The following is an 11,643-nucleotide window of genomic DNA, read 5'->3' as shown; positions in this document are numbered from 1 at the left end:
AATCAGTTTGATGCTTGCTCTGCTCGAGACGATTATGAACTCCCTATCTGGACAGGGTCCTTTCTCATGCCCCATTGTTGCTGGGCTTCCTCAAGCATCGTGAGCGCCCTATCTCGGTAGGCACCGTAGCGTGCGCGTTTAGCGTGGATTCGCTCTGCAAGTTCTGGCAGAAGGCCGAAATTTGCGGGCATCGGCTGGAACTCACCTTTGCGGCCCCTAAAGCAGTCGCTGTCACTCACAAAGTGTGTAAGGGCACCGATCATTGTTGTAGAAGGAAGCGTAATGGTGTTGAGACCCATTGCCAATCTCGCTGCATTGTTTCCAGCAAGCCAGCCTCCAGCTACTGCAGCGGTATATCCCTCTGTGCCGGTGATCTGTCCAGCAGCGAGGAGGTTGGATCGTTTGCTGAACTGCAGGGTTGGTTCAAGTAGCTGCGGGGCTTCGAGAAAGTATTGCGGTGCATGACCCCAAAACGCACGAATTCAGCCTGGTGCAGGCCTGGAATCATTTTTAGGACTCGCTTTTGTTCGCTCCATTTGAGATTGGTCTGAAAGCCCACCAGATTCCAGAGACGACCCTCGAGATCTTCTTTGCGCAGTTGCACAACTGCATAAGCCCGCTTGGAGCGACGCACGTCTCGATCATTGAGATCGCCCCAACGGGGATCCCAGAGCCCGATTGGTTTGAGTGGGCCGTAGCGCATTGTGTCTTCGCCGCGACGAGCAAGCTCTTCGATTGGTAGGCAGCCCTCGAAAAACTTTGCAGATTCCTTATCGAACTCTTTGAGTTCGGCTTGCTCAGCATTGAGCAGTGCCTCCCGAAAGGCAAGGTATTGCCCTTTGTCCATCGGGCAATTCATGTAGTCAGCGTCACCTTTGTCGTAGCGGCTTGCCCGAAATGCCAGCGTGAGATCGATACTTTCGCCTTCGATAATTGGACTGGCGGCATCAAAGAAGTGGCATTCGCTACGGCCGGTGAAGGTGCGTAGGTTTTCTGCGAGCAATTCACTGGTCAGAGGACCCGTTGCCAGAACAGTGATTTGTCCTTCATCTGGAAGGTGTTCCTGCTCTTGGCGCTCGATCGTGATGTGTGGATGGGCAGAGAGTTCTTTGGTAAGGGATGCACTGAAGGAAGCCCTATTGACAGCTAGTGCACCACCAGCAGGTACGGCGTGGCTGTCGGCTGTGCGGATCACGATTGAGCCCAGCCGGCGCAGCTCTTCCTTGAGTAGGCCGGCAGCACGATCGCTACTCAGAGCGCCAAAGCTATTACTGCAGACCAGCTCTGCACATTCACTGCTGTAGTGAGCTGGTGAGTGCTTGATCGGCCGCATCTCTATCAGCCTGACAGGCACGCCTGCTTGTGCTATTTGCCAAGCAGCTTCGGAACCAGCTAGGCCGGCTCCTATCACAAGCACAGTAGGGAAGGAACTCAAGAGTTCAGGTCATTCGGGATTTGGCCTGAACTCGAGCTTAGGTAGTGGCCATTTGGGGATGGCCATTGCGGATTTTTAGCCTTTGTTTTTGCTGACAAGCCCCAAGCCCTGTTGCTTTAAAGCAGCACCGCGGATGTTGATAAAGGCCCAGGTGGCGGCAAGTAAAATAGGGAGGAGAACGATGAGAATCATGAGGGGGCTGATCGCTTAGTGGATTTTGCAGAGAACCGATTCTACGGACTTACATAAGGCCAAGCATGCTTGGCCTCAGCAGCTGATCGAATTTTCATCAACCACTTTAGTTCCTTAATCTTCAGTTGATGCGGTTGCTGCATGGATAGCTTGCCAAGGTGTCCTTTTTGCTCGATAGGCTGCATGATAATTTTCATGCGTGCCTGAATGGCATGCCCAAAGGGCGGGTCGCTAGCTCAGCGGTAGAGCATTCGGCTTTTAACCGACTGGTCCTGCGTTCGAATCGCAGGCGACCCACTTCAGTCAGGCCAGTCAGTTTCGGCGAAAATGCCCTTGCTGACTGGTTTTTTCTTGCCCTGAAGAGCTATCAAAGACTTCGGAGTGCTTCGTTGGGAATCGGCTCATGTCGAGCATTGCGATATGGACTTTGGCAGGGGATAGGAAGAATCAACCCTTAGCTTGAGGGGTAAAGTCGTAACAAAAGGAACAATGGCGACAGCTGCTGAAAAACGTGAGGACATCAAAAGCAAGCTCCAAATTCTGCGCAAGGAATTGCGGGAAATCCATTCGAAAGTGATAGAGGAAAGCACGATGCCTGAACCCGGCGAGGTGCGTGCCTCGATGACCAAATTGGAAGAGCTGCTTGAAGTACTTGAACCCAAGTCAGCTAAGAAGTCGAAGAAGTAAAACTCATGACCTGAACATTCTTGAGAGAATTTTTAAAGACCACTAGGAATTCGCCACTGTCTTCGTCATCTTCGATGACCTAGCTCCAGCTGTATGCCTCGAGAGTTACTCGTGGATTTTCGATAACGACTTGCTTGAGTTGCGTCGCCTCTTCGAAGGCACTTGCCACTTCTGCTTTGACTGGCTTGTCGGGGTCAATGGCTATTTCAACGTCATAGTTCTGGGAGTTGAGTTATTTGATTTCTTTTGATCATCCTTGATTCGTTTGTTGATCCAGTTCTCGGCTCCTGCTCATATCCACTCTGGTCTTTAGCTCCCCCGGCTTGAGTGCCATATCTCAAGCCCAAACCTTTTGATAGGTTCAAATGCCTAGCTGAAGTGGCTTCGGAATACTTAAGGTAACGGGATAAAACCTTTGGGTTGAGGGGGAGGTATCGCGTTCGTGTCAATGGACGCGTAGGTTTTATCGTACTGTTTCGTTGTAGCAGCGTATCTCAGTGTTCCCATCCGGCTTTTTAAACCGGCTGCCCCTGCGTTCGAATCGCAGACGACACATCTCAATCACACCAAGGGGATAGGGCTAAAAAGCTTTGGCCCTTTTGCGTTTGAACGCTGTGATGGGGGTTTTTTGAGCTTGTTGGGGTTAGCTTGCAAAACTCGTGCGTGCCTTGTCACTCCTGAGCAACTTTCTTGAAGACCACTAGGAATTCGTCACTATCTTCGTCATCTTCGACGACCCAGCTCCAGCTTGATGCGTCGATTGCTACGAGTGGATTTTCGATGAGGACTGGCTTGAGTTGCGTCGCCTCTTCGAAGGTTCTTGCCACTTCTTCTTTGATTGGCTTGTCGGGGTCAATTGCTATTTCAACGTCATAGCCCAGGGAATAGCTTCTTTCCCCTTTGACCGACCCATGGAGTAGCTCGTTTTTCAATCCAGTTCTCGGTTCTGGTGGACTAATCCACTCTGGTGCGTATTTGTGCTCATGAGTGTTAGACGACACACTTCCCGACAAAGTGCAGAGGCCTTATCGGAAAAGAGTTTCTCGATGTCTACAGCGAGTGAGAAACGTGAAGAGGTCAAGGTCAAGCTTCAGGGCTGCCGCAAGGCCTTGCGGGTCATGCATGCAGGGGTGCTTGAAGAAACAGTGCTCCCTGAGCCTGGTGATGTTCGAGCTGCTATGGCCCAGTAGGAAGCTCTACTCGAACTGTTAGAAAGCAAGTCGGCTAGAAAATCGAAGTCGAAAGAGTCAGCCAAATGACTTAGGGTTGTTTTTGGTCAATCCTCACTGTTGTAGGCATGAGCTATTCGGAAGTGTGCTCAGCTGTGAGTCTGGATCCAGTTAATGCGGATTTTTCCAATCCATGCAAAATCAATTGCTGTGTATAGTTGAAAATAATTTTAAGGCGAATTGTTAGAAGAATGATGCGCTTGATTTCTAGAGACCTAAAGTCTTCGTAGTAATGCCTCAAAGGTTTACGAATTCTCCTAACATTAAATGACTTTCCCATGGGGTTTTTGGTGTTCTAATCAGGCTCAAAGAGCAAAGCTTTTGAAGTTAATAATTTGCCTTGAGATGGGGGCTTCAAAAGATCTATCAAAGGGGAGACCTTGCATTCTTCTTGTTCAACCCATCATGTGAGCAAGATCACGAAGATGAGTGAGAGGCCTCACGGCTTCTTCTACTTAATGAAATCATGCTGGTAGGCAACGGGCATAGAGCCCTCACGCTATCCAAAAGATGAAATCACAGCTCGCCACCACATGTCTTTTAATTGCCATGGGAATATGTATTCAGGACCAATATCCCCAACAGATGAACGCTAAAGCAGAGTCGCGCAGAGTTCTTTGTTCAAAGCAAATTGGCATCCCATTTGGCACCGACAATATGACCGACCTTCAGTGGGAGAAATTCGGGCAATGCATTCGTGAATCTTTGTCCTGAGAGTTGCTTGAACTCCGCTCTTGTACCGCAAAGGAGTAGGGCTGATCCTTGGCCTAATTGCGGTTTGACCTGTTGAGGAGGCTTCGCTTACGTTGACGGATCTCTGAGGAGTCCGCTCAGATTGATCTCATCAGCATCGTGTTTGGGTAGTTTCAAGAGGATGCGGATCTAGTTCCGTGATTCATTGCTAGACCGTAAGGGAGTCTTGGTGCTTCCGAGCCCATCTTTTTGTTGAGACTTGGTTGCGACTTAGTGGATTTGTGGCGAGATTTGTGTAGTGGTTCACACCTCATTAAAGCAATGGCTGTTGGCTCGCTTATTATAGTTACCCTTAATCGAGTTAAGGAAATCATTGATCGCTTAGCCACTGGGGAAGTAGTACGCCTGGAGTAGAGGATAAAATTGCAGAAGTATGCAATTCAAATTCCGTTTATTGCTGTCATGTTGAGCAAAGCCATTCGAAATCGATCGGAGCTGAAATGAAATGCACTTTTTGAACGAAGCGGGTGGTCCAAGCACTCTTACTATTGCCGCAGTGGTGCTTGCTATGCTTACTTCAAGTTGGTTGTTTGGCGCATTGATAACCCTCCTCACTAAAAGTAAAAAATAACCTTACTTGGCGAAAAAAATTGAGTGTTGAGAATCAATGAGCCATACACTTTTTCAATTCATTGCCTAGTGAAAGCCCATGATTGGACTAGGGACCAATATTGGTTTTCTAATCATGTTTATTGACTTGATTCTTTTTATAAGAAACATCCAAGCAAAGGACCTGAATGGATCCCTTTGGGGATTCAAGAGGTTTATCCCTTCACAAGTATGCAGACAACCTCGTAAGTTGAGTCTTTTTACTAGATAAGTCATTATGGCAGGGTTAATATTAGCTTGATCTAAGCTGATGAGCTGATAAATTGTTTTTACATTGATTTAGCCAAAGATCCACCATGAACTATGTGAGGCTCATTAGCTTGGCTGTTTTCATCTGATTATTGAAGTGCCACTAGTGGATTTTCTGGGAATCAGATCAGATGCTTCTTTATAGCGTTGTTAAGACACGCATAGAAAGTCAACGATGACAAAAGCTGATTTTCAAACGATTGGGGAATCGATTTCTAGTGAGTGTTTGGCACCTCTCCTCTGGAAACGGTTGAACCTAATCTCTAGCAAAAAACGCACCTTATTTTCTTGACCTGCAAGGCCTAATCCCTCAAGACTTGATCTTGCCATGAACCATGGCAGGCCTTCTGAGTGGATTGCGAGAGATACGCCCTTTAGCAAGAATCGCCTCAAAATATCGGCAGAGTGTGCCAGTAAATTGACCGACATTGAGTAATTATGCCTAAAATATCGATTTTTTTAGCATAAACACCTAGGTAATTAGCACTAATTCGCTGCTCAAGTGGAGTCTTGTTACAGGTTCTAGGTGAATCCCTTAGTAAAGGTTCATAATGCTGCTGGCGTTTCTCTTGCTCCGTTCTCGTGCAAACTTATGGAAATCCTAACCCCACCTATGGGTGGTGGGCAGGAAATGCTGGAACTACAAATCGATCAGGAAAATTCCTGGCAGCGCATATTGCCCACACAGGTTTGATGGCCTTCTGGGCAGGATCGTTCACCTTATTTGAACTTTCCCGTTATGACCCCTCAGTACCCATGGGGCATCAGCCTCTGGTTGCCCTCCCTCATCTGGCAACTCTTGGAATAGGCGTCGGTGATGGTGGTGTCATAACTGATACTTACCCAATTGTTGTGACGGCAGTCCTGCACCTGGTTCTATCCATGGTTTATGCAGCTGGCGGACTTATGCACTCCCTCCTGTTCAATGGAGACATTGGCGAAATGGGAGTTAAGTGGGCTAGAAAGTTTGACTTTAAGTGGGATGATCCAGACAAGTTGACCTTTATTCTTGGTCATCACCTATTCCTATTAGGCCTTGGCAACGTTCAATTTGTTGAATGGGCTAAGTATTACGGCCTGTATGACAATGCAGAAGGGGTAGTACGAACTGTAGTACCAAATCTGAACATTGGCATGGTATGGAATGCTCAGTTTAATTTCCTAGCTATTAATAGCCTTGAAGATGTAATGGGCGGCCATGCCTTCCTCGCATTGTTCATGATGTCTGGTGGCCTTTGGCACATTGTTACCAAGCAAGCTGGTGAGTACACCACATTTAAAGGCAAAGGAATCCTTAGTGCTGAAGCTCAGCTCTCATGGGCCCTTGCAGGTGTAGGTTGGATGGCTTTAGTTGCTGCCTTCTGGTGTGCTTCTAACACAACCATTTATCCAGATACATTCTTCGGTGAAGTTCTAGATCTCAAATTCAGTATCTCTCCTTATTGGGTTGACACTGCAAATCTTCCTGAAGGAACCTACACATCACGTGCTTGGTTGACCAACATTCACTACTACTTGGGATTCTTCTATATCCAAGGTCATCTGTGGCATGCCCTCAGAGCTCTCGGATTTGATTTCAAGAGAGTTTCCAATGCTATCGGCAATGCCGACAGCGCAACAATTACTCTGAACTGATTGGTTCTCCAGTAATTCAATTAAGCCCTGCACATTGGTGCAGGGCTTTTTTTTTGGTTAGGAATAGTCTGATTTGTCCATTGATTGAATATTTCTTTCTATGCTTTTACAGATTTTTCTAAGCTCAATCCTGCTATCTATGAAGTTCAGGGCTAAACGGTCCTCAAGCAAAATACTTGGAATGGTTTTACTGTTTCTGATTTTATGAATGTATAACTCTCAAGCTAAACAGAACACATCTAAAAAACTCATCATTTTAAAAAGCCTACAGTCTTATTTCTCACGAATAGGGTTTGACTATTTTGGTTTTGTAGATTATGGCTTTGTTGGTTATGGATTAAACCCACTAACCCACCTGCCTCCTTCTTCTTGGTGGGGGCGTAGCTTTACTCCCTTTTGTGGATAGATGGCTTGATTTTTTTGCAAAAGAATAACCCTGCACTTATGTGCAGGGTTTAATTAAACCTATTTGAATTTTAAATTCATTAGGACTTATCGTGGATTCTCTTGTTATCAGGCACCACTGAAATTTAAAAGCCAGCCTAGCCCTAGGCATTTCCATTCTGCCGGGCAACTTGCAACGGATCCAATGCCATTGGGATCAGCATTTACGCCAAAGAACCAAAGGATCATTACAAATAAAGCAGGCCCACCAAGTAAAAGTGCATGAATGGCACTAACTTGTTGATCCTCTACACCACGCCACCAAATAATAGGTGGAGCCAGCCACCGCTGCATCCACTTGGGAGCACCGTCGAGTGGGTCAATTGGATCACCTACATTTCGTCCCATAATTCCAGGGGTGAGCGAAGACCTTATAGTTCTAGCATTTCTTGGGCGAATTAGAATTATCTGACTGCAAAGTTGAAGTTACTCTTCATTGCTTGTGATGCCCCATCTGTAGGCCTAAATTTATCAGAATATCTTGATACCAGATTGGTGATGGGCTGTTTACAAGCAATGCCTTTGTATGAGCTGTTTAAATGATCTGGATTGTTTTTTCATTGCAGCACTGTTTGGTGATTTTTTATCTAAGGGTCCCCTTGCAGCACGAATTGGCTTTTCGGGCTGGCTTGACCTTGAGTTTATTGGCGCGCCTATAAGGCGTCTTGCCTTGCGACTTACAACGAATCCATTATGTGCAGCTAGCCTAATGCCCTAAGCGATAACGATCGTATAAGGCTTATTAAACCAAGCAGATTTGAAAACATGCTAGAAATGGTGCTTAAGGCTGGATTTTATAGTGTATAATTAACCGGCTTTGCATTCTAATTCAAATGATTCCTTCAGCTGCAATCCTTGGAGTCCTTGGCATTCTTGGTTTTGCTTTCTTCTTCTGGTTGGCCGTTAACGATCCAGCAGACGCCTGAAAATAAATTGCTTAATTGGGCAGAGTCTTTCTCTGCCCAATTTCTTTTTGATTCTTGTATGGTTTCTTGGAACTCATCCATAGAAAACCATTGCTAAATTCATTTTCAAAAGCTGGGAAAATTTGATTCTCTCCTGATGTGTAAAAAGCTCTTGGCTTGACTTCATCTTGAGAAAACAGAACTGCTATGAAAGCTAGAGATAATAGAATCTCATGCAGTTACACTAATCAAAATTTTCTCAATATATAGCAAGGCATATCTTTAATAGCTTAATGTGTATAAATCACTCTATTTCCTGGTTTGTATAATCGGAAATGATACAGGGTTGGCAACTTTTTTGGTCAATCTTAGACCTTTGCATATATACAACTTTGCCTTTCATTTATGAATGAATTGTGATTTGAACACAGAATTCAGATCAGATAGCATTTGCGGATGTGTTTAAGTAAGATATGAAGAGTACATCAATGAATTCTCTTTTTTCGACATACAAGAAACGCTTTTGCCTTTTCTTAAGTCTTAATCACACCATTTATGTTTTGCCTTAGGTCAGAATTTCTTGCTTAATCATGAGGGGAGACTCGCCTGAAAAGACCATTCTTTTAGTTATTTGGCATGATCGCAAAAGCCCAAGAAACATCTAACATGCGTGTGATACTAGCGGGCCTCGTTGGTAACGTGATCGAGTGGTATGACTTTGCTTTGTATGGATACTTTGCCAACGTTATTGGACGACAGTTCTTTCCCTCAAGTAATCCTTCTGTTTCTCTAATTGCTGCTTTCGGAGCGTTTGCCGTCGGCTTTCTAGTTCGGCCCTTTGGAGGACTTTTGTTCGGACGTATCGCTGATTTGCTGGGACGAAAACAGGCTCTTATCCTTACCTTGATGGCTATGGCTATTCCAACAGTGCTAATGGCCTGTATGCCCAACTACAGCAGGATTGGTGTAACCGCCCCGATCATAGTTGTTTTGTTGCGTATCATTCAAGGATTATCAGTTGGCGGCGAGTACACAACATCGATTGTCTATCTCGTTGAGAATGCCCCTGATCAACGACGAGGCTTCTTTGCTATTTGGGGGCTATGGGGTGCAGTATTAGGAATTCTGTTGGCTTCAGCAGTCGCAAGTTTTCTTGCGAATATTCTTGACCATCAACAGCTAGATATCTGGGGCTGGAGAGTGCCTTTTGCTCTTGGTTCTCTTGTCGCATTAATAGGACTTTTAATTCGTCGTGGCCTTGTTAGCGATGTATCTACTGATGTATCCAGAGACCCAGTACAACAGGTTTTTGGAAAATACCGTATGCAGGTATTACGCTTGTTCTTGCTTAATATTGGTGGTGGTGTTGGTTTCTATGCAGCTTTTGTGTATGTTGTGAGTTATATAAAAGAAATAGATATGGTGTCTGAACGCATAGCTTTGAATATAAATACAGTTTCTATGGCAATACTTTTACTACTTTATCCATTAACAGCTTGGCTTTCAGACCGTCTTGGACGCAAGCCATTGTTGCTCGCTGGGGGTGGCATGTTGATGTTTGGGTCGATTCCACTGTTTGAATTGATTCACACCACTGATCCTTTACGAATTTTCGCAGGGCAGCTTGGATTTGTGATTGCACTCGCAACTCTTTCGGGAGGATTAAATGTCGCGAATGTGGAGCTAATGCCTAAGGTGGTTCGCTGTACCGGCCTGGCCTTTGCCTACAACACTTCTATGGGAATTTTTGGTGGTACAACACCATTAATAGCGACCTGGTTAATTCAGGGAAGTGGAAATCCAATTAGCCCTGCTTACTGGGTAGCGGGCAGTGCTTCGATCACTTTATTAACAAGTATCTTTTGGGTTAGAGAGACGAGACTTTCATGCCTGTCTTGAACACAAAAAATATAAATCAAGCATTGCTATTCCCCAATCAAGGTTATTTACTAGCCCATCATTAACCTGGGGAGATACCCTCAAATTGTTTGGTTTGTGTTCTATTGCTGACAGAATAAGCGGAGGGAGGGCTGGCCTCAAGCGCAATTTGTTGCGTTATAAGTATTAGACCACACAGGCCGGATTCGTTTAATATCCTCTGATAAGGAACCAGCCATTCGTTTACGCCATGGATTTGTCAACAGTACTTCTATGGGCTTCTTTACCATTTGCACTGATAACGCTTTATTTTGGAACTAGAAATGGATATTACGACAGTGATTTGTATGAGGGAGATGGATGCGCACATGACGTGCAGAGATAATACTCTTTTGATTTTTAGATTTTGTTTATATTGAGACGTTCTGAGCCCTCCTCGTTAGACTAGTGTCTAATCCATAGAAATTTTGAATTTTAAAAATAAATACTCAGATTTAAATCAATCAATGGATAATTTCCATCTCTATATAAACATCCGCTGCACTTCTATTGTAGATATGATAATCAAGTTTTTTAGCGAAAAAGATTCAAGACGAAAACTTGGATTTATGATTATTTATAAACAATGGTTGGTCTAGACTTCCTTTGTCATGAGTCTTGATTTGGGTGCAGCGTATTACTTTCCTTAATCAGTTTGTAAATAGTCTATTGTAGCTTTAGGTGTTCTATTGAGGAATGCTTATTTTGTAGGTTTAGTTGATTTCACATTTATTCGTGGCCACCATTACAACTCATCACTCTCATCGGAAGATCAGCTTTATTCATTCCATCATTATTGGAAGTCGATTCAATACATTCATTCTGTGACTTAGCCCAACGCGCAATTGGCTCGAGCCCTTCAGCAATCGGCTCAAGCCTAGAGACACCAACGACTAGGGCGATCGTGCTGATTGCTGCCATCAATGTGTAGACGAGGTCTTTGGCAACTGCTAATTTGTTAACTTTACGACGTTCTGGCTTTGTGATTTTTGGGGAGGCCTCAATTGCCTTCCAGTTAAACCTCGTTTGCGAGGTAGCGATTAGATCTGAGTTGAGTTTTGTTCGCGAGTTAGCTATTGGCTTTGAGTCATGAGTCGATCGAGAGCTAAGGATTGGATATGAAGAGGCAGGAATTGCTTCCATTTGAGGGATCTGATCATCCTTGCTAGTCGTTGAATTAGAAGCTTCTGATCGTGGCCTCCATCCTGCAATGGTGATCACAAGCGAGACAGCCGCTACAAATAACGAGCGCAGGCTTTTCAAAGCATCACGGAGCTCCATCGCCAGGCGTCCTCTGTCTTCGAAAAAGTCCGGGGTTGTTTCTTTGGTCATGCCTCCTTTTAGCTTATTTCATCCTTTGTGAGAAGTCGCTTTGAACGTCGAGTTGTCTCTTCAGGAGAAAAGCCTGTATTTCTTCAATTGTAAGACATCAGTAGCGGAGTCATTTCATTGCCACTCAGCTTTTTTGTCAAGACAGAAAACCCTTTTGCTCTTGCTTCACCGATTCACATTGCTAATTTACGTTTATTCTAGTCTGTTTAATTGGTGCAGATCAAGTCAGGTTAGGTGGTTGGTCTGCAGGACCATC

General features: G+C 44.9%; 9 protein-coding genes, 1 tRNA gene and 1 pseudogene. 5 read left to right on the top strand and 6 right to left on the bottom strand.

The features are described 5' to 3' along the window. Positions 1 to 32: 32 nt before the first annotated feature. Together trmFO and AKG35_RS05640 are read right to left on the bottom strand one after the other, a co-directional pair. A pseudogene (gene trmFO / locus AKG35_RS05645) lies at positions 33 to 1,435 on the bottom strand (FADH(2)-oxidizing methylenetetrahydrofolate--tRNA-(uracil(54)-C(5))-methyltransferase TrmFO). A 75-nt stretch (positions 1,436 to 1,510) separates the two neighbouring features. Continuing rightward, positions 1,511 to 1,627, bottom strand: a complete 117-nt coding sequence (locus AKG35_RS05640) for a photosystem II protein Y (protein ID WP_011130420.1) — start codon at positions 1,625 to 1,627, stop codon at positions 1,511 to 1,513. A 225-nt stretch (positions 1,628 to 1,852) separates the two neighbouring features. Between AKG35_RS05640 and AKG35_RS05635 the strand changes: the two genes are divergently transcribed. Together AKG35_RS05635 and AKG35_RS05630 are read left to right on the top strand one after the other, a co-directional pair. Continuing rightward, positions 1,853 to 1,924: transfer RNA gene (locus AKG35_RS05635), tRNA-Lys, on the top strand. A gap of 192 nt (positions 1,925 to 2,116) precedes the next feature. Beyond that, positions 2,117 to 2,314: a hypothetical protein gene (locus tag AKG35_RS05630; protein WP_041384461.1), complete on the top strand. Its 198-nt coding sequence runs from the start codon at positions 2,117 to 2,119 to the stop codon at positions 2,312 to 2,314. A gap of 671 nt (positions 2,315 to 2,985) precedes the next feature. On the opposite strand, the gene AKG35_RS05625 is transcribed toward AKG35_RS05630, so the two are convergent. Continuing rightward, on the bottom strand, positions 2,986 to 3,315 hold the full coding sequence (locus AKG35_RS05625; RefSeq protein ID WP_011130419.1) for a hypothetical protein: 330 nt from the start codon (positions 3,313 to 3,315) through the stop codon (positions 2,986 to 2,988). A 45-nt stretch (positions 3,316 to 3,360) separates the two neighbouring features. Between AKG35_RS05625 and AKG35_RS13310 the strand changes: the two genes are divergently transcribed. Both AKG35_RS13310 and AKG35_RS05610 read left to right on the top strand, forming a co-directional pair. Next, positions 3,361 to 3,504 (top strand): hypothetical protein, encoded by a 144-nt coding sequence (locus tag AKG35_RS13310; protein WP_167523915.1) that lies wholly within the window; start codon positions 3,361 to 3,363, stop codon positions 3,502 to 3,504. Between the two features lie 2,232 nt (positions 3,505 to 5,736). Beyond that, positions 5,737 to 6,789 carry a chlorophyll a/b binding light-harvesting protein gene (locus AKG35_RS05610; RefSeq protein ID WP_011130418.1) on the top strand — a complete coding sequence of 351 codons (1,053 nt, stop codon included), beginning with the start codon at positions 5,737 to 5,739 and terminating at the stop codon, positions 6,787 to 6,789. Positions 6,790 to 7,302: 513 nt separating this feature from the next. On the opposite strand, the gene AKG35_RS05605 is transcribed toward AKG35_RS05610, so the two are convergent. Together AKG35_RS05605 and AKG35_RS13205 are read right to left on the bottom strand one after the other, a co-directional pair. After that, positions 7,303 to 7,581, bottom strand: coding sequence for a hypothetical protein (locus AKG35_RS05605; protein ID WP_011130417.1), 279 nt, complete (start codon positions 7,579 to 7,581; stop codon positions 7,303 to 7,305). A 494-nt stretch (positions 7,582 to 8,075) separates the two neighbouring features. After that, a complete protein-coding gene (locus AKG35_RS13205; RefSeq protein WP_162009615.1) occupies positions 8,076 to 8,240 on the bottom strand; it encodes a hypothetical protein in 165 nt (54 codons plus the stop codon). A 534-nt stretch (positions 8,241 to 8,774) separates the two neighbouring features. On the opposite strand from AKG35_RS13205, the gene AKG35_RS05595 reads away from it, so the two are divergent. Then, positions 8,775 to 10,037 (top strand): MFS transporter, encoded by a 1,263-nt coding sequence (locus AKG35_RS05595; protein ID WP_011130416.1) that lies wholly within the window; start codon positions 8,775 to 8,777, stop codon positions 10,035 to 10,037. Between the two features lie 747 nt (positions 10,038 to 10,784). On the opposite strand, the gene AKG35_RS05590 is transcribed toward AKG35_RS05595, so the two are convergent. Continuing rightward, on the bottom strand, positions 10,785 to 11,387 hold the full coding sequence (locus tag AKG35_RS05590) for a hypothetical protein (protein WP_011130415.1): 603 nt from the start codon (positions 11,385 to 11,387) through the stop codon (positions 10,785 to 10,787). Positions 11,388 to 11,643: the final 256 nt, after the last annotated feature.

This window comes from Prochlorococcus marinus str. MIT 9313 (genome assembly GCF_000011485.1).
Taxonomy (GTDB): Bacteria; Cyanobacteriota; Cyanobacteriia; order PCC-6307; family Cyanobiaceae; genus Prochlorococcus; species Prochlorococcus marinus_D.
This window is presented reverse-complemented; position numbering and strand designations above follow the sequence as displayed.

Bases quoted from the DNA above. Each gene is read 5' to 3' on its own strand.
- AKG35_RS13310 (WP_167523915.1), top strand. From the start codon at position 3,361: ATGTCTACAGCGAGTGAGAAACGTGAAGAGGTCAAGGTCAAGCTTCAG.
- AKG35_RS05630 (WP_041384461.1), top strand. From the start codon at position 2,117: ATGGCGACAGCTGCTGAAAAACGTGAGGACATCAAAAGCAAGCTCCAA.
- AKG35_RS13205 (WP_162009615.1), bottom strand. From the start codon at position 8,240: ATGGATGAGTTCCAAGAAACCATACAAGAATCAAAAAGAAATTGGGCA.
- AKG35_RS05605 (WP_011130417.1), bottom strand. From the start codon at position 7,581: ATGGGACGAAATGTAGGTGATCCAATTGACCCACTCGACGGTGCTCCC.
- AKG35_RS05590 (WP_011130415.1), bottom strand. From the start codon at position 11,387: ATGACCAAAGAAACAACCCCGGACTTTTTCGAAGACAGAGGACGCCTG.
- AKG35_RS05595 (WP_011130416.1), top strand. From the start codon at position 8,775: ATGATCGCAAAAGCCCAAGAAACATCTAACATGCGTGTGATACTAGCG.
- AKG35_RS05640 (WP_011130420.1), bottom strand. From the start codon at position 1,627: ATGATTCTCATCGTTCTCCTCCCTATTTTACTTGCCGCCACCTGGGCC.